9 protein-coding genes are annotated in these 19819 nt (G+C 59.1%); 2 read left to right on the top strand and 7 right to left on the bottom strand.

From position 1 onward, the window contains the following. Window positions 1-101 precede the first annotated feature (101 nt). Entirely contained in the window at window positions 102-3227 is a 3126-nt protein-coding gene (locus HUW52_RS07495; protein WP_175553294.1) for a dermonecrotic toxin domain-containing protein, read from the bottom strand. A 292-nt stretch (window positions 3228-3519) separates the two neighbouring features. Between HUW52_RS07495 and HUW52_RS07490 the strand changes: the two genes are divergently transcribed. Further along, a complete protein-coding gene (locus tag HUW52_RS07490; protein WP_175553293.1) occupies window positions 3520-6666 on the top strand; it encodes a transglycosylase domain-containing protein in 3147 nt (1048 codons plus the stop codon). Between the two features lie 193 nt (window positions 6667-6859). Next, window positions 6860-12001 carry a dermonecrotic toxin domain-containing protein gene (locus HUW52_RS07485; RefSeq protein WP_175553292.1) on the top strand — a complete coding sequence of 1714 codons (5142 nt, stop codon included), beginning with the start codon at window positions 6860-6862 and terminating at the stop codon, window positions 11999-12001. Between the two features lie 40 nt (window positions 12002-12041). Here the strand turns inward: HUW52_RS07485 and HUW52_RS07480 are convergent, their stop codons facing one another. From HUW52_RS07480 to HUW52_RS07455, 6 genes are all read right to left on the bottom strand, one after another. After that, window positions 12042-13301, bottom strand: coding sequence for a hypothetical protein (locus tag HUW52_RS07480; RefSeq protein ID WP_175553291.1), 1260 nt, complete (start codon window positions 13299-13301; stop codon window positions 12042-12044). A 69-nt stretch (window positions 13302-13370) separates the two neighbouring features. Beyond that, entirely contained in the window at window positions 13371-14612 is a 1242-nt protein-coding gene (locus HUW52_RS07475; protein WP_175553290.1) for a hypothetical protein, read from the bottom strand. Between the two features lie 46 nt (window positions 14613-14658). Continuing rightward, window positions 14659-15159 (bottom strand): fimbrial assembly protein, encoded by a 501-nt coding sequence (locus tag HUW52_RS07470; RefSeq protein WP_095122434.1) that lies wholly within the window; start codon window positions 15157-15159, stop codon window positions 14659-14661. Between the two features lie 34 nt (window positions 15160-15193). Next, on the bottom strand, window positions 15194-15937 hold the full coding sequence (locus tag HUW52_RS07465) for a p pilus assembly chaperone (RefSeq protein ID WP_016987550.1): 744 nt from the start codon (window positions 15935-15937) through the stop codon (window positions 15194-15196). A 46-nt stretch (window positions 15938-15983) separates the two neighbouring features. Further along, window positions 15984-17198, bottom strand: a complete 1215-nt coding sequence (locus HUW52_RS07460) for a hypothetical protein (protein WP_175553289.1) — start codon at window positions 17196-17198, stop codon at window positions 15984-15986. Between the two features lie 4 nt (window positions 17199-17202). After that, on the bottom strand, window positions 17203-19725 hold the full coding sequence (locus HUW52_RS07455) for a TcfC E-set like domain-containing protein (RefSeq protein WP_175553288.1): 2523 nt from the start codon (window positions 19723-19725) through the stop codon (window positions 17203-17205). Window positions 19726-19819 lie beyond the last annotated feature (94 nt).

Genomic DNA, 19819 nt, shown 5'->3' with positions numbered 1-19819 from the left:
GGTAGCTATAGGAAAACTCGCCACTAAAAACGGCGGCGAGTATTGCACAACCTTGGTGCGTCGTCTTTTCATCGCGCGTTTTTATCCCCAGGAATCTGCCATCAAGCTGCGTTACTTTGCCGTGTCGGGGTGACCACGGTTTTCACGACTTTGGAACCGGTTCTGATGACCTTATCCTGAAAAAAAGCCTTGGCCACTCGGGTTGGCTTGTCAAAGAAACCGGGATCTTTAACGGAATATTGTGCAATGGTCGGGGCACCATACTGGGCTTGGTAGTGAAGCACCCATTCACCCGTAGTCCGCTCATATTTCATGTAAGCAAACCCCGTCAGAATCATGTACGCGTTGCCGTTTTCATCATTACGCATGCCGTAATCCGGAAACTCCATGGCGGCACTCAATCCCCAACCATGTTCGTGGCCGGGCAGATCGTTGTATTGAGCAGCTTCTTTGCCAGCTTCCACGTGTCTTACGCGCAGGACGTTTTCCCCCATCTGATCGACGATAAAAGAGCAGCCGCTGAACCCAGGTGTAAACACATGATCGGGCTCACCCCATCGAGGGTGAACGGGAATGTCGACATATCCTCCCTGAGGCGCCCAATACCCCGATAACGCATTGGTCTGATGTGGCAGTTCGTCAGGAGTGCTCCACACGCTGATAGCGTTGAATTCGCCTTCAACCACGCCGGAAGTTGTCATCCTTTGCATGGAAAAAATCATCTGCCCTCCTCCTTCGGCATGGGTCATTTGCGGATCTATCTTGCGGATATCCGACCAGAACTGGGACTTGAAAAGATCAGTGCTGATAGAAAGATTATCGAATTGCGGGGCCGCCAGTGCCTGATGAATATTCGTCGGCCTGCTGGTGAAAGGGACAAATTCAAACGGCCCCCAGTCGTAGGAAAGATGGCGAACATCGTTGAGCGTGACCACTTCGATCCGAGGCTCCCACAGACCGTTGGGCAAACGCTCGCGCTGGAAAGGCGGGCGCACCCAGACCGGCCTGCCAGAGGTACCTGGCAGCGGTTCGCCGGCGATGTCCGTCTCATGCGGATCACCGGTGATATTGCCGCCGAACAGCGACTGCGGTTGCCATTGATCCGGCGCCACTTGCCGATACCGGCGAGCCGCTAGTTCGTTGAAAGCGGAATCGACAAGGATCACGTCGACAACCTCGGCGTTAAGGGTGAAATCATTCTTGATGCGGTACACCGCGACCTTGCCACGTTCATCGATATTGCGAATATAGCGGCGCTGTCCGTCAGCACTTTGCAAGATCCCTTTGCCTGCCGGGCTGAGGCGGGACACTTCGGACGGCCTGACGGCATAGCGACGAAACTGCCTGTTACCGAACCCGGCAGGTGTCGGTTCAACTTTTGTCGAAGGAGATGGCAACGCATGTTGCCATTCGCCAGCCCCGTCTTGCTCAACCAGCGGTTGGTAAGCCCGCGGTTTGTGCGGATGAAGAATTCTCGATTGCCCGGTGGCCGGTTCGATGACTGTCTCGAAGACGCCGTCCTCGACCTTCACATAGTGCTTGGTGCCGAGCGCAAATTGATTCTGTGGATCAGGTTTCACGTCTGCCAACGAGACGTCGCTTCGATAAGGTGCCAGGTCAGGCTTCCACAAACGCTTCTGTCCAGCAGGCGTTTCAATCGGCGTGAACTCCGAATGAACGCCGGCCAACAACGGAAGAGACGCCACACCAATACCGATATTTTCCAGCACGTCGGTGATGTGTTGCCAACCGGCTTCCTTATCGCCCTTGCTGAGTTCCTCAAGCCCTTCCAGTACTTCGTCCATCATTTGCACGGCCGACACCCCGAGCATGACCAACCCCAATGGCGGGACGGCAAAAGACAGCACATTGAGTGCGGCCAGGCCGACTTCGAGGAATACCGAGAGCAAGGACTGCTCATCCCGCACGTCGGCATCGGCATTGGACACAGCAGCATCGCGGGCATCGCTGAAAATCCGCTGGTTGAACTCGCGCTGCAATGTTGTCCAGATGTCATAGTGCTGGGCCCATGGATCACCCGATGGGTCCATCACCCTGAGCTGCAAAAGAAAATCGGGCTGATGTTTTTGCCGACGGGTTTCGTGATCCCACAGCCGTGGCTTGCCTGACGCCGTTGGAACCTCTTCGGTAAAGCTGTAGTAGAACGTCGAACGATCCTTGTAACGCATGAACCGGCTGAAGAACTGTTGATAGGCCGTTGGCGCTTTGGGCGAGTCACTTTCAGCGCGACGCACGAACTGTTCGATCAAACGGGCCTTGAGTGCCGTCACTGTTGCGTAGTGCTTGACGGGATGATCGGGATCGTCAGGAATGTAAGCGATGAAACCGTTATTGGCGTAACCGTCAACGGTCGGCAGCAGGTCGTCCAGAATGCTTTCATCGTCCGGGTCGGCGATCTCGAAAATGATACAGCTGTGCACGGGCAACTCATTGAAACTCAAGCTGCGATACCACAGCGTCTTACCGTCTACGTGAACGGGTTCCTTCCCTTCGACACTCGACATCAACGCTTCAAAATGTTCCCGGCGAATATCACCCTTACATAAAGCAATGTAACTCGCTGCCTTCAGCGCTGCTTTCTGGTAGTTGACGAACAGTTTATTCAGCTTGTCCCGAGCACTGCTGTCATCCCAGCGCAGTGCAGTATGCAAATGGGCCTGATACTGTTTGCCGATATCAAGCAGCCTGCACAACTCAATAAACTCATGAACACCAAGTCCGACCTCGACAGTCCCCCTTCCAGACGCCGTCATATAGCAATTCGGCTTGAAGAAGAACATTGCCTTTTTTTCAGCCGGACAGTTATGCAGGGCGGCGTCAAGCAGCGAAGCGGGCGCAACTTGCGAGGTGTGAAAATCACTTTTACCGGACAAATCCACCTGCACCCGATTGACGTCCAGATCCAGGCCGGACCTTTCCTTGATGGCCCTTGTCAGCAATGGTGCGGCGAATTCATGAGGTGTTTTCACCGATGCCATGGCGTTATTCAGCAACGTGTGCGCCGTCACACTTTCTTCTATCAGGCGTTGAGCTTCTTCGCGTTGTTTCGGCGACGCACTCTTTAACCATTGCGGTGCATTGGCATCAAAACCTTTTAACATCTCCAGATTTTCTTTTGACATTTTCAACAGTGGTGAAGGCGTTGCGGCGGCAACAATATCAACATGTTCGGCAATACTAAAAACCTGACCACGAAATTCAAACATGGCGTCATCCCAGACAAATAAAATTGAGCGCCGAGTTAACACCAAAACATTCAACAGCCGAAGTTCTCGAGTACTACCAGACTTTAGCAACTTGAATACATAAAAATAACCGCTGCTAAAAAGTTACACGTGTGTTTTTTTGATGCGAAGTCTCTCGACCCGCCCACATCGCATCGCATGTTCCGTGCCGTACCTCCCGGCCGCCCGCGACCGCACATTTTTTTCACCAGCGCCAACCACCGTCTAAGCTTCAGACAAGTCCGATCAATCTGCGTGAATGGATCAATCGACTATGGGCGCTTTGTGGCAAACCGATTCGAGTAAAGCCGTGGTTCCGACTGAACGTGTGGATGATCAAGCGCCTGTCCCTGAAAAACCTCGCCGCAGCCGGCACGGGTGGAAGGCTTTCTGGTTATTGCTGCTGATTATCGCAATCGTGGTAGGGCTGGCGGCTGCCAAGGAGATGCGTACCTCTCGTTTCCAGTCCCGCGAACTCAGCCAGTATGCGGCGTCCCTGACTTACAAGCTTGAGCCGGGGCCCAGCGAAGCGATCCGTTATCCGGGTAACGGGCCGTTCGATATGCGCCTGGGTTACAGCGCTCTCGATGAATTTTTGCCGCGTCTGCTCAAGCGCAACTATGTCGTGACCGAGCAGACGCGTTTTTCGCCCGCCCTGCTCAGCTACACCGACAAAGGCCTGTTCGTGCCGTATTCGGAGAAGATCCAGGCCGGACTGTCGATCACCGATTGCCGCGCCGCGCCGCTGTACAAGTACAACTATCCGCAACAACTGTATTCGAATTTCGCGGCCATCCCGCCGGTGGTGGTCAGTAGCCTGTTGTTCATCGAAAACCGCTTTCTGCTCGACACCAAACAGCCGTTGGCCAACCCGGCCGTGGACTGGCCGCGGTTCGGTATGGCCGCGTGGTCGCAAGTGGCCAAGTTGCTGCACCTGCCGGGGCAGTCGGCCGGCGGCAGTACTCTGGCGACACAGCTGGAGAAATATCGGCATTCACCGGATGGCCTGACCGTGTCCGGTGCCGAGAAGATTCGCCAGATGATTTCCGCCAGCGTTCGCGCTTATCAACCTGGCCCGCAAACCCTCGGTGCACGGCAAAACATCATTCGTGACTACCTCAACAGCGTGCCGCTGTCGGCAGTGCCGGGTCACGGTGAAGTGCATGGCATGGCCGAAGGCTTGCGCGTCTGGTACGGCACCGACTTCAATAAAGCCAACGAACAGCTGAACAGCCCGGCGAGCGACCCGAAAACCATGGCGGAGAAAGGCCTGGCCTTGCGCGAAATGCTCTCGCTGATGATCGCCCAGCGTCGGCCGTCGCATTACCTGACCAAGGGCCGCGAAGAACTCGTCGACCTCACCGACAGCCACTTGCGCCTGCTCAAGCAGAACGGCGTGATCGACACAGCCCTCGCCGATGCCGCCCTGGCCAGCACCGTCAGCTATCGCGACTGGCAGACCCAGCCGACCCTCCAGCCAATTGAAACCAACAAAGGCATCAGTGTTGCCCGCAGTCGTCTGGCAAGCATGCTCAACCGCCCGCTGTACGACCTCGATCGCCTCGATCTTTCGGCCACCAGCACCCTGCAAGGTGACCTGCAAACCCAGGCCACCGCCTACCTGAAAAAACTCGCCGACCCGGCCTACGCTGGCGAAATCGGTCTGCTCGGTGAACGCCTGCTGACACCCACCAGCACCACTCAGGTTCGTTACAGCTTCACCCTGTTCGAACTGACCCCGGACGGCTCGCGCGTGCGGGTGCAGACCGACAGTACCGATCAGCCCTTCGATATCAACGAAGGCAGCAAGCTCGAACTGGGCTCCACGGCAAAGATGCGCGTGCTCACCACTTACCTGCAAATCATCGCCGAGTTGCACGACAAGTACGGCGCCATGAGCGTGCCGGAACTGAAAAAAGTCGATGTACCGGATCAGGACCGCCTCAGCCAATGGGTCATCGATTACCTGATCCAGAACAAGGATCACGACCTGTCGAAGATGCTCGGCGCCGCACTGGACCGCAAATACTCGGCCAGCCCCGGCGAGGCGTTTTTTACCGGCGGCGGGCTGCACGTATTCCACAACTTTCGCAAGGAAGACAACGGCCGCCTGCCGACCCTGCGTGATGCCCTGCGTGAGTCGATCAACCTGCCGTTCATTCGCCTGATGCGCGATGTCGTGCGCTACGTCACCTATTCCGGCCCCAACAGCAGCGCCGAACTGCTCAAGGACGACCGCGACCCGCGGCGTCAGGAATACCTGGCGAATTTCGCCGACCGCGAAGGCACCTCATTCCTGCTCAAATTCTGGAAAAAGTACAAAAACAAAGACACCCAGGCGCGTCTCGAAACCTTCCTCGACAGCATGCGCCCGACGCCGATCCGCATGGCCGCCGTACACCGCTACCTGCTGCCCAATGCCAGCCAGGAAGACTTCAACAGTTTCGTGCGCTCGCACCTAAAAGGCGCCAAGCTCACCGAGAAGCTGACCGACGACCGCCTGATCAGGCTCTACGACGCCTACGGCCCGGGTACCTACGACTTGCCGGATCAGGGCTTCATCGCCAAGGTGCACCCGCTCGACCTGTGGCTGATGGGCTATCTGCTGAGCAACCCGGACGCGACGTTCACGCAGATCGTCAAGGCCAGTCACTTCGAACGTCAGGAAGTCTACAGCTGGCTGTTCAAGAGCAAACACAAGGGTGCTCGCGACAGCCGCATCCGCACCATGCTCGAGATCGAGGCATTTCTGGAAATCCATCAGCGCTGGCAGCAAGTTGGCTACCCGTTCGATCATCTGGTGCCTTCGCTGGCCACCGCCATCGGCAGCTCCGGCGACCGTCCGGCCGCACTCGCCGAGCTGATCGGCACCATCCTCAACGACGGCGTGCGCATGCCGACCCTGCGCATCGACAGCCTGCACTTCGCTGCCGACACACCGTACGAAACCCGTCTGGTGAATGACCCGCATGTCGGCAAACGGGTAATGCCATCGGAAGTCGCCAATGCCATGCGCGAAGCACTGTCGCAGGTGGTGGACGCCGGTACGGCGAAACGTGTTTCCGGCAGTTTCAAACTGGCCGATGGCAGTCCGCTGGCCATGGGTGGCAAGACCGGCACCGGCGACAACCGGATCGAAGCCATCGGTTCGGGTGGACGTATCCTCAGTTCGAAGTCGATCAACCGCACCGCGACCTTTGTGTTCTACATCGGCGATCACCATTTCGGCACCCTCACCGCGTTCGTTCCGGGACGCTCGGCGGAGAACTTCAAATTCACCTCGGCCCTGCCGGTGCAGGTGCTCAAGGGCATGGCGCCGATTCTGACGCCTTACCTGCAACCGGGCAGCGACTCGCAATGCCGTCCGGTGGAGGCACCCCGCGTAGCCATGACCGGCCCGTTGCAGCCGTTAGCGAGGTAACAATTCGTGTCAGGTATTTCTGATTCAGGGTGACGTTTTTTCTCGCTCGCGGGTGGTATCCATGTATTTTTCAGATTCGAATTTTCGTCGGGTTAGCGCCCCGTATCGCCACTTGCCCGCTGATCTTTGAACTTTTGTTTTACCCCCTCGCAGGTAGGCTGATCATTCCTCCAACAATCAAGGATGATTGGCCATGTCTGATTCCCCCGTGCCTGCAGCAACACCGGACAAAGGGCGGCACTACGACTTTATCGCCAGCGCAATCGATGACAACTTCAAGACCGCCACGGTCGCTCGAGGCGAGGCACTGGCGGCGACGCCACTGAACGCCCAAGCCTGGTACGCCAACGCACCAACTGCCTATCTGGAAAAGCTCAGAGTCGCCAATATCAAAGCCTGGGGTTCGCAGAACGAGGTCGACCGCTTGCTGGCCAGGATCGACCTGACCGCCTTCGCCACCCCATTGCTGCAGGCCATGCTCAAGGAACGCTACGGCATTGAATTGACCAGCGACACCGACAGCGATAGCGACATCGAGCGAACGTGGCTGCGCCTGTACATGCCAAAAAGCAATCCCTGGTATGCGTTCAACCTCTCCGACGGCGTCACCGCCCGGCAGGTATCGCTGCTGCAAGCCGCCCTGCACAACTTCGCCAGCAACGAGCAGGTCGCGGACGGTTCGGACTTCATCAGCAAACCCGACAAACTCGGCAACTTTGATGTGCTGCCGATCAGACAGACGATGAGCATCCGTCAGTTCCAGGCGCTGTGCCGGGAACTGGACATCGGCGCACAGTACAAAAAGCACCTCGAAAGCTACCTGCTGCCTGATGAACCGGTCGCGAAGGCGGTGCTGCAACACAAAGTGACGCAAAGCCAGAAAGATGCCCTGGCGGTCGCCGCGCACATTGCGTTGCTCACCCACGACATCGAGTACGACGCCTACAAAACGCTGCTCGCGCTGGCCGAGGGGCAGACCCGGCTGATGCTCAACGGCCGACGGCAGCAATGCTGCGACCTGTCGATGCTCGGTACGCGCCTGACCGGCATCCTGCTGCTGATCCCGGCGGTGCGCGACAGCCGCGGGATCAATCGATTGATTGCCTACCTGCCCAACGACCCCGATCATCCGCTCAAGGAATATCCGTCGCCGCAGGCTTTCCAGGCCGAGCTGGCGCGCCAGTTGCGCGAAAACAAAGTCAGCGCCGTGACCAGGCAAAGCTACCAGCAGTACTTCAGCCAGTTTGTCGACCAGCAGCAGCGCGGACACTTTTTTGCCGAACTTGAGCAACGCCTGTTTATCGTCAGGTATCACCAGAAAGAGTATCCCGACGACAGCCGCCCGGCATGGCGCAAGGACGATGTGGCCAAGCCGCAACTGCGGTTGCAGCACGTGCCGCTGGCACCCGACTACTGGACACACGCCTACCAGAAGAAACTCGACAAGATCCTCAACGATGCCCGCGAACTGGCCGTGTCCACCGCCGATGCCGACAGCAAGGCACGCTGGGCCTGGTGGGACAACTTCAAGAAGATCGTCTCGGACATCTTCAATGCCGCACTGTTGATCGCCACACCGTTCGTGCCGGGGCTGGGCGAGTTGATGATGGTTTACACGGCTTACCAGCTCACCACCGACGTCATCGAAGGGTTGGTCGACCTCGCGCAGGGGCTCTGGCAGGAAATGGGCGAACACATCATCAGTGTGGTCACCAACGTCATTCAACTGGCGGCATTCGGCGCCGGCAGCCAGATCGGCGACGCTTTCAAGTTGAAGCTGTCACCGCTGGTCGAAGGCATGAAACCGGTGAAACTGCCCAATGGCAAACCGGCGCTGTGGCACCCGGATCTGGCGCCTTACGAACAAACGAAACTGATGCTGCCGGCCGCTTCGAAACCCGACGGGCATGGCCTGCATCAGATGGGCCGCGAAACCCTGCTGCCATTGGAAGGCAAACTCTACAGCGTCGAAAAAGCCTCGACACAACCGACCTCGAAAACGCACCGGATCAAACACCCGTCACGCCCCAACGCCTACCGGCCGAAGATCGAGCACAACGAGCATGGTGCCTGGCTGCACGAAGCCGAAAGTCCGCACGACTGGGCGGATCAGACCCTGATGCAGCGCCTGGGCCACAACGTCGAACGGTTCACGCCCACTGAGCTTGAGCAGATCCGCATCAGCAGCGGCACCGCCACCGATGCGTTGCGCCAGATGCATGACCAAAACAGCCCGCCGCCACCCTTGCTGGCCGACACCATCAAGCGCTTTGGCACGTATGACGACGTCCAGCGATCAAGCACCCACATTCGCGACGGCCAGCCGCTTGCCCCCGACGCCGTCTGGTTTGAACCCATTACCACCGGCTTGCCCGGATGGCCTCGCGAGCGGGCGTTGCGAGTGTATGAACATGCCGATTTGCGCGGGCACTCACGCCAATACGGCAACCCCGCCGCGACGGAGGCGAACACCCTGAACATCAGCCACGCAGAGCTTAACAACGGCGAATTGCCCGAACGCCTCGCAGGCTTTCTCGATGATGCCGAGTGCAAGGCCCTGCTCGGTCGTGACGTGGCGGCTGCGCAACGTCCCCAGGCCCTGCGCGATCTTTTGGCCGAGGCGGTGCTGGCCCGTCGGGGCGAGGTGGCCGAGCGCCTGTACCAGGCTGGCGAGCGGTCGAACAAGGCCGATATCCGCGTGGTGCAACAGACATTCCCTCAAATGCCGCTGACGCTGGCGGAAAAACTCCTGACCCAGGCCAGTCCTGCTGAAGTGCAGCGTATCGTCGATGACAACCGCTTGCCGCTGCGGATCAAGGCTCAAGCCCGGGAACTGAATTTCGAAGCCTCCACTGCTCGTGCCTATGAGGGTTTTTATCGCGACGACAGCGTGGTGCCCGACACCGAACGGCTGGCACTCAACGCACTCAAGGTGCACACCGATACCTTCGCCGATCTGCGCATTGAAGTGCGCGATGGCGTCCATGATGGTCCGTTGCGTTGCAGCGCGGGGGCGGATGACGCCACCCTTGTACGCCGGCTCGTCCGCAATGAACACGGCCAGTACGAGGTGCTGGATGGCAACAACCGCGCCCTTCATGAACCCAGTGATTTTTATCAGGCCACGCTCGATGCCCTGCCCGAGGGCAAACGCACGGCACTGGGCGAAAAAGGCGCCGATGCTGGCCGGTTCAAGTCGTGGATCATGGAAACCACCGCAGCGCCGAGCGAGCGCAGAACCTTGTTGGCCGAACCGCCCATTCGCCGGGTAGCGACAGTTGAAACAGAAACGCTGGTGCGCGGCTGGCCGACATTCTTCGGTGAGCTAACGCCAGAGCAGAGGATCAAAAAGCTGTACCCAAAGATGAACGAAAGGCAGGTCGAGACGTTCATCAAGGTGCTCAAGCGCAACGGCGGTCACGAAGAGGCCATCCAGCGACTGGAGAACGATCGCAAGTCACTGAAAGACATCTTGCAGCGGTGGCGTGACAGCTATCGTCAGGACACCGACAGTTACGGAGAAACCATTCCAGGACCACCCGGAGAATACCTGCACAATGGCGGACGGTATCTCGAGGAGCGCTTGCTCCAGTGTTTCGAACGCCAAAGCGAGATATTCGGTGAACGCCGCAACCATCCGGAACAGGGCTACGCCCTGGACTTGTCCGCCGATTTTTCCGGCCCCGACCTTGAAAAATGGTGGCGGGCGCTGCGCCAGCAACCGGGCATCGACCTGCACCTGGCCCGGATCAGAGCCCTGAACCTCGACAACGCAAACTTTTCCAAAGCCGCCGATGGCTTGCTGAGCAGCTTCCCGCATCTGAATCAACTGAGCGCTCGCCAGTGCGGGCTGACTCAAGTGATACCGGCGATTGGCAGGATGCGTCAGCTTCGGGAGCTGGATCTGGCCGATAACAAAATCAGCCTGACCAGCCCTTCCGACGAGCCGTTCGGTGAGCTGACACAGCTGCAAACGTTGAACCTGAACGGCAACCCCTTGCGCCATCCACCCGATATCGGGCGGATGGATCGGTTGAATGAGCTGAGTCTGGCCAACACCGATATCCAGACCTGGCCCCAAGGTCTGTTCAAGGTCGGTGATATGGACACACCGCGTCTGCGCAGTTTCATGCTGGACATGCGCCAGGCGCCGATCGATACCCTGCCGCAGGTCACGCCCGGCTCCGACCAGGCGTTCATCCTCAGCCGGGCGCGATTCGATCCGGGCAGGCTTGCCCCTCTCGACCGGATCCGTTACGGCGACTACCGTGAGTCCACGGGTTTGACCGCACAGCAAGTGATATCACCCGCAGCCGGCAATGAGCTTTCCTATTGGCGAGATCTGCCCAAAGACCATGGGTTCAGCCCCTCGGCGCAACTCGCAAAGTACCGCGAGGAGTCCTGGCATGACGTGTGGGCAGAGCCCGGCTCCGAAGGTTTTTTTGCTGTCATCGCCTACCAGAAAAAAAACGGGTTCTACCAGAACGCAGCGTCACGTCCCTACCTGACCAGGCGGGTCTGGGAAATGATCGATGCAGTCGCCGTTGATTCGCGACTGCGCGCAAAACTGTTCAGCGAAATCACCTCGCCACAAGACATCAACAATGCCGGCGCCCAGCTTTTCAACGCCATGGGCATCGATGTGTTGGTGGCCAAAGCCTACGCCGAGTCGCCATCGGTCGAGGTGCTGGACGACAAACTGGTCCGGTTGGCCCATGGCGCTGCGCGTCTTGACCGAATGAGCGACCTGGCCAACGAGGAGGTCAGCCGCCAGGCACAAAGAACCCGGCTGGATCCGACGCAACCGCCACCGCATGAAATGAACGTGCATATCGCATTCGAGACAGGACTGGCCGAACGCCTGGAATTGCCCTGGCATGCCGAAAACATTCCTTTTCAACCAGCCTCGGGTGTCAGCAAAAAGACCATCGATGCTGCCTACGACGCAATCATCAAACGTGAAGCCGGCGATGGGTTGGTCAACGGCATGATCGACTTGTACGGCGATGCCTTCTGGGAGCGTCATTTGCGCAACACCCACCCGGATCGTTACGCGACAAACGACATGCATGCCGCGAACAAGATCAGTCTGCTCGATGAATTGCGCCAGGCGCAGGCGCAATGGGTCGACGAAAGTGATCTGTCGCGCCTGAACCCGCTCGCCCGTCGAATAATGCTTCTGGCAGATCAATTGCAGCTTGCCCACGTTGAGGTCTTCAGCGGCGAAAAAATGAGCCAGGCCCGTTACGACAGACTGGTGAAGGACATCGGTTATGCCCGCAACGATTTATCCCGACAATTGACCCGCCAGGCGCTGAGCCGGGCCGGACTCTGAATCTCGAACCAGGCCAGCCCCTTTCCCGGGGCTGGTGACCTCAGCCCACCTCCGAATCCCAGATCACCATGACGTTGCCGGAATAGCGGCGCGATGTTCCCTCCTTGATCATTTCATCCACCGCGTCACGGGCCACTTCGAAATGCAGCGTGCCGACCTTGCGATCCAGATAGAACCCGGGCTGAAACAACTCGGTGCCACTGCCATCGCGCAGCAACCGGCGGCGATTGACCGGCTGCCCCGCGCCATCGGTCAACCCGTTGGGCAGGCTGACGCTGACTTCCAGCGGTGCCTCATGGCCGGCGTTCGCTTCCCACAGCGCGCAGTTGTTGCCCATGACGTACTGGCATTCGATGCTCATCTTGAAGCGGCTCGATGCCGAAATCGTGAACGTCTGGTCGCGCATCAGCCGGGTCGGCTTGCGCCCCTGATTCAGCCAGGACTGCCAGCCCCCGAGCGGCTCCAGCACCACGCGGTTGCCGCCGGGAGGAATATCGACCTTCATGGTGTGCGTGACCTTCAGATTGAAATTGAGGGTCAGCATCGAGTCGGACGGGATCATCACATCGCCCATGTCGAAATCCAGGTTCGGGCCGACGGTGTAGGTGATGGAACCGGTGTAGTCGCCCGATTCCATCTTCAGCGGATCCGGTGTGCGCAGTTCGTAGGCATAGCCGAAATACAGGTAGCGCATGGCCTGCGGAATGTCGAACAGCGCCTTTTTCGCACAGGTCCCGGCCCCTTCCGGTACTCTCCAGAAACTGTTGTAGCCCGAGGGGCCGGCGCTGTTCCATCCGACGCCCTGGCAGGGCGGCGGAGCATACGTCCAGCCACCGCCTTCCCACAGCTCGTCCCACCAGCCGCCTCCGGTCAATTCGTTCACCGGTCGCGGCAACGCCAGTTCGTGACCGATCCCGGCAATCCTGATCTGCAATTTGTGCGTATCGCCTGACGAATGGGTGACTTGCACATCCCGCCAATCCGACGGAATCCGCGCCATGCCGCCCTGACGCGGATCGGTATGGTTGGCCAGAATCGGCGCATTGGCCGCGAACGGAATGCGCGCGATCAGACTGAACAGACCGATCGGTTCACAAGCCTGCGGGATCTGGCGACAGAACCCCTCGGACGGCGTCTGGTTCTTGAACTGATTTCGTTGCGGGTTGGCAAAGTCCGGTTCGAAAGTGGCGTCAATGTCATGCACTTCAGCCGATGCCGCACCGGCCACCAGCGTCAGCACCAGACTGCTCCACGCGCTGCGCTTTGTCAGGCGCAGACACCTTCTGAACACATTACCCATGGTCGTTCTCCATAATGACCTCGGAACATCCGAAGCTTCCCTGTCAACACGGCACAATCGCCAATTCGCCTAACTCACTTCCGAATCCCAGATCACCGTGACATTGCCCGAATAGCTGCGGGCATACCCGTCCTTGAGCATTTCATCCACCGCATCACGGGCCACCTCGAAATGCAGCGTGCCAACCTTGCGATCGAGATAGAAACCCGGCTGAAACAACTCGGTACCACTGCCATCGCGCCACAACCGCCGGCGCTTGACCGGCTGCCCGGCGCTGTCAGTCAGGCCGTTGGGCAACGTGACGCTGACTTCCAGCGGGACACCATGGCCAGCGGTCGATTCCCATAGCGCGCAGTTGTTGCCCATGACGTACTCGCATTCGATGTTCATCCTGAAACGGCTCGACGCCGAGATATTGAACGTCTGATCGCGCATCAGCCGGGTCGGCTTGCGCCCCTGGTTCAGCCAGGATTGCCAGCCCCCGAGCGGCTCCAGCACCACGCGGTTGCCGCCGGGAGGAATATCGACCTTCATGGTGTGCGTGACCTTCAGATTGAAATTGAGGGTCAGCATCGAGTCGGACGGAATCATCACATCGCCCATGTCGAAATCCATGTTCGGGCCGACGGTGTAGGTGATGGAACCGGTGTAGTCGCCTGCATCCATCTTCAGCGGATCCGGTGTGCGCAGTTCGTAGGCGTAGACGAAATACTGATAGTTCATGCCAACAGGAATATCGAACAATGCCTTTTTGGCGCAGGTACCCGCCCCCTCCGGAACTCTCCAGAAGCTGTTGTAACCATGGTGGCCCGCCGTAACGGTACCGACCCCCAGGCACGGTGGCGGAGCATAAACCCAGGCGCCACCCTCCCACAGGTCATCCCACCAGCCGCCTCCGGTCAATTCACCGACCGACAACGGGAACCCTGCTTCGTGACCAATACCGGCAATTCTCACCTCGACAATGTGTGTATCACCGGAAGCGTTCGTCACCGAAACCGTGCTCCAGTTGGACGGCACTTTGGCCATGCCGCCCCGACGCGGATCAGCATGATTGGCCTGAATCGGTGCATTGGCCGCGAACGGAATACGCGCGATCAGGCTGAACAGACCAATCGGCTCACAAGCGCCCGGCACTTGGCGACAAAAGCCCTCGGACTGTGTCTGATTCTTGAACTGATTCTTCTGCGGATTGGCAAAGTCAGGCTCGAAGGTCGCGTCAATGTTGTGCACTTCGGCCGCTGCCGCGACGCTGAACAACGTCAGCAAACCAATCCATGGCCGGATGCCCGGGGCGCTAAAAAAACTCAAGGGCGTTCTCCAAAAATATACCGATACCAGCGCTACACGCGCCGGTTCACTCGCCCGGCGCTCGGGCACTGAACAGCAGCAGCACGTTGCCGGCGTAATCACCGGCGCGGTAACCGCCCTCCGGTCTGATCGGGTCGATTTGCAACAACACCCGACTGCCCGCGGCGGCCTCGGCCTGTGACACCACCTGGCGCGGCGCCATCTCGGCGCTCAACTCCACCTCGTTGAAGGTCACGCGCAGTCTGATATCGTCCGCCGGCCGACCGTTGGAAAGGTAGGGCGCGGACTCCAGGCGCGCCTCAATCGCACCGGTGTCGTGGCGCACGTCAAAGTATTTGCGCACACTGCTCAGGCTTGAGGTCGGGTGGTTCCAGTGGAGCTGCTGCGGCCGGTGAATCCAGTCCGGCTCCGCCGGAATGATGTAGAACGCTCGGCTGGGGACGTTCAGTGTCACTTCGAAGGTGTGTTCTTCCCGAGCCGCCCAGGCCGCGTCGCTGGTCAAAGCCGCCGCGGCAATCAGCGCGACGACGGTGCATTGCTTGATCATGTTGGTTACCCGTAGCGTTCAATGAAAAGCAGACCTAGCGGCTGCTGACCGTCAGGTTCTTCTTCTCGCTGCCCTCGATCAGAAAGAAGCGGTACGCACGGCCCTTCTCCTTATCGAAAGCGAAGGTTTTGCCCGCCAGCACATGGTGTTTGGTGGTCGCGCCGCAGTCGGTTTCGTTACTCAGCGAACAGCTTTTGAACTCGTCGACGATCACCACGGTATTGCCGTCATTGCGCAGTTCGTAGCGACTGGCGGTTTCATTGATCGCCGTGGCGAAGCGTGCTTCCTTGGGGCGGACAAAAAACACCGTGCCAAAACCGGTCATCACGTTGACCCCGGCCGTGAGTGCCTTTTTGTAGTCTTCACGCTCTTCCTGGCTGACTGCGAACTCGTCTTCTTTTTCCGGCACCACCGGCACGAACCGCACGCGGAAGTAACGCTCGCGATCGCGTTCGCCCATGTACAGCAAGCGGGTGCCCTGCATTCCCTGAGCCGGCACGATCAGCCGCGCCGGACTGGCCATCAAGCCGTTGCGCGAGGCGCCGTCGGCAGCGTTCTGAACCGGGATTTCCGTCGGTGTGCCGTCGGCACCGTAGACAATCTCCAGCACGTTGACCTTGACGAACGCAGTGGCGTCACCGCTGTTGAACACCCGTTTCAGGTAGGTACTTTTATCGGCATCCAGATAGTCGTACACCGTACCGACATTGATCTGCGGCCCGGCCTGCGCCGTCAGGCAAAACACGCTGAGCACGCCCAGCAAAAAACCACGGTTCATCGTCTTCAACTCCATGAAAAAAGGAAAAAGGCCCCGGCCTGCACGTTCACACGTCCGAGTCCCAGATAACGGTGATATTGCCGCTGAGCGTGTCGGTGAAACCCGGCCGCAAAAGAAAGTCGATGGCATCCCTGGGCATCTCGAAACGCAATGAACCGGCCTTGCGGTCCACATAAAAACCCGGTTGAAAAGGACCGACCCACGTGTTGTAAAGCAGCTTGAGCTGGCTCACCGTGCGCCCCATGGGCCCATCGATGCCGGCGGGCAGCGTGAGATAGGTTTCCACCTCGGTGACATTGCCTCTGGGGCTGCGCAATTTGCAGCGCGTGCCGCCCGTGGAGTCGCACAGGATCATGACCTTGAAGCGCGATGAGGCGGAGATGTAGAACAGTTGATCGCGAAAGATGCGTGTCGGCGGGCGGCCATTGTCGACCCAGCGCATCCAGCCGCCCTCGGGTTCGAGCAGCACTTTGTTGCCGCCCGGCGGCAGATCGACCTTGAGGGTGTGCTGCACGTCGAGCACGAAATCCAGATTCAGGCTGCCATCGTCCGGCGCCATCAACGGCCCCAGATCGAAATCGCCGCCGTTGCCGATGGAATACGCCAGCGAACCGGTGTAAAGGCCCGATGACATGCCTAACGGATTGGGCGTGCGCAACTCGTAGGCGAAATCCAGATTGTTGAAGTACATCGATGGAATGGTGAACGCGGCAATCTTGGTGCAGGCCGTTTCCACCGGCGTTTTCCAGAAAAACCGGTAGTAATTGGGCGTAAAGAAACCGACACCGCTATAGATACAGGGGGCAGGAGCATAGACCCAGCTGCTGCCGGTCCAGAGTTTCTGATGGCCATCAAGCGGGTCGCTCACGCCCACCAGATTGGCCGCGGTGTCGCTCAACACAAATGTCGAACCGATGCCGATGATGCGGATTTCGACGGTTTCGGTTTCCTGTGTCTCGGCATTGGTCACCGTCAGTTGCCGCCAATTGGCCGGTGCCTTGACCGTCACAGCGTCACCGGGCTGGAGAGTGCGGGTGGACTCGAAACGAATCGGAAATTGAATACTGAACATGCGGTTATCGGCGCACTCGCTCGGGGCAGCCTCGCAATACCCGCTGTTCGGCGTTTGGTTGATGAACACGTTTTTGCTCGGCTGCGACGGATCAGGCTGAAACAACGCGCGGATCTCCTGGCTCGCCGCCTCGGCGGCCGGCATCGCCAATGCCAGACAGAGGCCCAGGCCATACGTGGATCTGTTCATCGATTCAACCCGCCTTCTGTGCGGTGGCACTGACGTCAGCCACGGTGTCCGGCGTACAGCGCAGATCGCCGATCATCAGTACATTGTTTTCACTGCGGTACTGGTTGGCGTCGAGGCGGAACTGACACAGCAACCGATTATCGCGACGGATTTCGAGGGTCGGCGAACCGGCGTTCATTTCCATTGAAAAGAACCCGTCGACCTCGGTCACGCCACGGCTGGCGTGGTTGATCACGTGATGGCCCTTGAGCGGCTGCCCTGTTTCATCGATCAGTCGACCGAGCACTGTCAGGGTTTTCATCACACGGATCTTGCGATACTCCACCCCGCCTTTGTTCAGGTGATAGCGAGTGCGCGCCGGCTCGATCGTCGCCGCCGGTACGTGATTGCCTTCGAAATCGAAGCTCACCGAGCTGTTCTGATACGCGGTGATCGGGATGAAATTGCGCCCCGGTTTCAACGCAGCACTGCCGCCGCTGTAATCGTCGGCACGCAAGGCGATATCGTCGATGTCCGACTCCACATCGACGATCATTCCGGCGCCGCGCATTTCGTACTGACTGGTCATCAACATCTGCTGACCGCCGACCACCAGCGTGCTGTCGAGGTTCAGGCCACCGGTGAAATTGCCGTTGTAGGACGAGCGCTGGATAAAGCCATCGCCATTGACCGAATCGGTGCGGAAATTCGCCAGGCTGGACATGCCGACACCGTAGGTATCGGTCAACGCCGTGACCGAGACGTTTTGCAGCACATGATCCTTGAAGTCCTTGCGCCAGCCGATCGATCCGTTGTTGTCGCGGCTGCCGTCGCGAGCGGTGCGCGAACCGATGCTGCCGGTAATCTGCTGGCCGGGGGCACCGAGCGCCATATTGACGCTCAGGTCGACCCCGCGGTTGCGCGCATCGCCACTGCTGTAGCTGCCCGGTCGATCAAACAGTGACAAGCGCCAGCTGGCATCGCTGCCGAACAGTTGGGTGCGTTGGGTCCACCCCAGATCCATGCCCAGGCCTTCGACATTGCCTTCGCTGTGCGACACCCGGGCGTTGAGGGTGTTCTTGCTGTTGATGCGATGGTTGAGCGCCAGCGACGAGTTGCTGGTCTGGCCGATGAACACGTTGCGCGGGCGAACCCGGGTGCCGTCGGGCAAGGTGTCATAGGTGTTGGTGGTATCGAGCCAGCTGCGGTTGTGGCTGATCACCACACTGCCGGATCCGTAGTTGTAGAGGCTTTGCAGATCCAGACCGGTGCCGTAATCCTCGGTCTTGTAGACGTTGGCGTAGAGACTCATGTGATTGGCCAGCGTCCAGTCGATGGACGTACCGTATTGCAGTTTTTCGCGGATCTGGCGCGCCGACAACCCGAGAATCACCCGCGGGTGCAACAAGTAATTGAGCGCCGCCCCGGCGGTGGGGCTACCACTGGACTGAGTGTCCCAGTTGCTCAGCAGTTTGCTTTCCTCGCCGGCAAACACGTTGTAGCGCCAGCGCTCGTCGAGGTTGCGCCAGTTACTGGGCTTGTACACCAGCTCCTGGGTGGTCGAGGTGATCTGGCCGTCTTCGATCAGGCGCACCTCCACTTCATAAATACCGCCGGGCAAAGGCCGGGTGTCGAGGGTCTGCAAACCGGCAGGCACCGACTGGGTGTTGATCAACAGACCGTCACGCCAGATCTCCACCGAACCCTGACGGTTGGCAGTGACATAAATCGGATAAACGCTGGGCATCGGGCTGTTGATGGCCAGGCTGTCGGAGCTGCCGTACATGACCCCGACCGCCGTATCCGGGCTGGTGCCGAACGTGCGCGGCTGACGGGTCAGCCCCTCGGAATTGGGAGTGAAATAGCCCAGGCGAAAAAAACTGCCCTGCAGTTCGCGCTGGGTGTGCAGTTCGTGTACAGCGTGATAAAGCTTGTCGTCCGGCCCGCCAAGACGTGCCAGTTGCAGGTTCAGCGTCTGGCTCCAGTTACCCAGGCTGCCGCTGGCCTCAAGGCCAAAGCGTCCGCCCAGATCCTGATCCTGGCCGCCGTTGAGGTTCAGTTGATTGCGCACCATCAAGCCATGGCTGCCACCTTCGGGCTGCTCGTAATAACGTTTGGCTTCAAGGTCGCGCTCAGCGTTTGCGGTGAGAATCGAAACCAGAGAACTTTCCAGGTTGTAATGCACGGCCAGCACCTGATCCGGACAGGAACCGGTGCAGCTGCCCAGTGGCACGCCGGGCTTGAGATAAGCCGCCCATTTCTCGCGATCAGCGGGGCCGTAGCGGTTTTCGCTGGTGTCGGTGAATTCGAGCAGGGTGATGCGATCATCGCGGGACAACACCACCATGGCCTCGCCCAGGGGCTGATGATCGAGTTCGACCCGAACCGCCAGAGGCACATCAAAGAAGTGCTCCTCGAAATCTGCCGGCAGGCCTTTGGCCTGGGCCAACAGACTGCGCGGCGTAGTACCGGCAGAGTTGGAAGCCACGGCAGCGCTGGCACAAAACAACAGCGCAAGCGCAGCCGCGATGGGTGTCATCGGGAACATGAACTCTCACTCTGATTAGAACGGTGGAAGTCCGCCGGGACAGACTGTGCTGCCCCCGCGGTGAACGCTGACAGAACGTCAGCGTTTGTTGCCG

Source organism: Pseudomonas sp. 43A, from assembly GCF_013363935.1.
Taxonomy (GTDB): domain Bacteria; phylum Pseudomonadota; class Gammaproteobacteria; order Pseudomonadales; family Pseudomonadaceae; genus Aquipseudomonas; species Aquipseudomonas crudilactis.
Note: the sequence above shows the minus strand (reverse complement) of the source record. Positions and strands in the feature narration are given on the sequence as shown.

Bases quoted from the DNA above. Each gene is read 5' to 3' on its own strand.
- HUW52_RS07495 (WP_175553294.1), bottom strand. From the start codon at position 3,227: ATGTTTGAATTTCGTGGTCAGGTTTTTAGTATTGCCGAACATGTTGAT.
- HUW52_RS07455 (WP_175553288.1), bottom strand. From the start codon at position 19,725: ATGTTCCCGATGACACCCATCGCGGCTGCGCTTGCGCTGTTGTTTTGT.
- HUW52_RS07460 (WP_175553289.1), bottom strand. From the start codon at position 17,198: ATGAACAGATCCACGTATGGCCTGGGCCTCTGTCTGGCATTGGCGATG.
- HUW52_RS07490 (WP_175553293.1), top strand. From the start codon at position 3,520: ATGGGCGCTTTGTGGCAAACCGATTCGAGTAAAGCCGTGGTTCCGACT.
- HUW52_RS07485 (WP_175553292.1), top strand. From the start codon at position 6,860: ATGTCTGATTCCCCCGTGCCTGCAGCAACACCGGACAAAGGGCGGCAC.
- HUW52_RS07470 (WP_095122434.1), bottom strand. From the start codon at position 15,159: ATGATCAAGCAATGCACCGTCGTCGCGCTGATTGCCGCGGCGGCTTTG.
- HUW52_RS07465 (WP_016987550.1), bottom strand. From the start codon at position 15,937: ATGAACCGTGGTTTTTTGCTGGGCGTGCTCAGCGTGTTTTGCCTGACG.
- HUW52_RS07480 (WP_175553291.1), bottom strand. From the start codon at position 13,301: ATGGGTAATGTGTTCAGAAGGTGTCTGCGCCTGACAAAGCGCAGCGCG.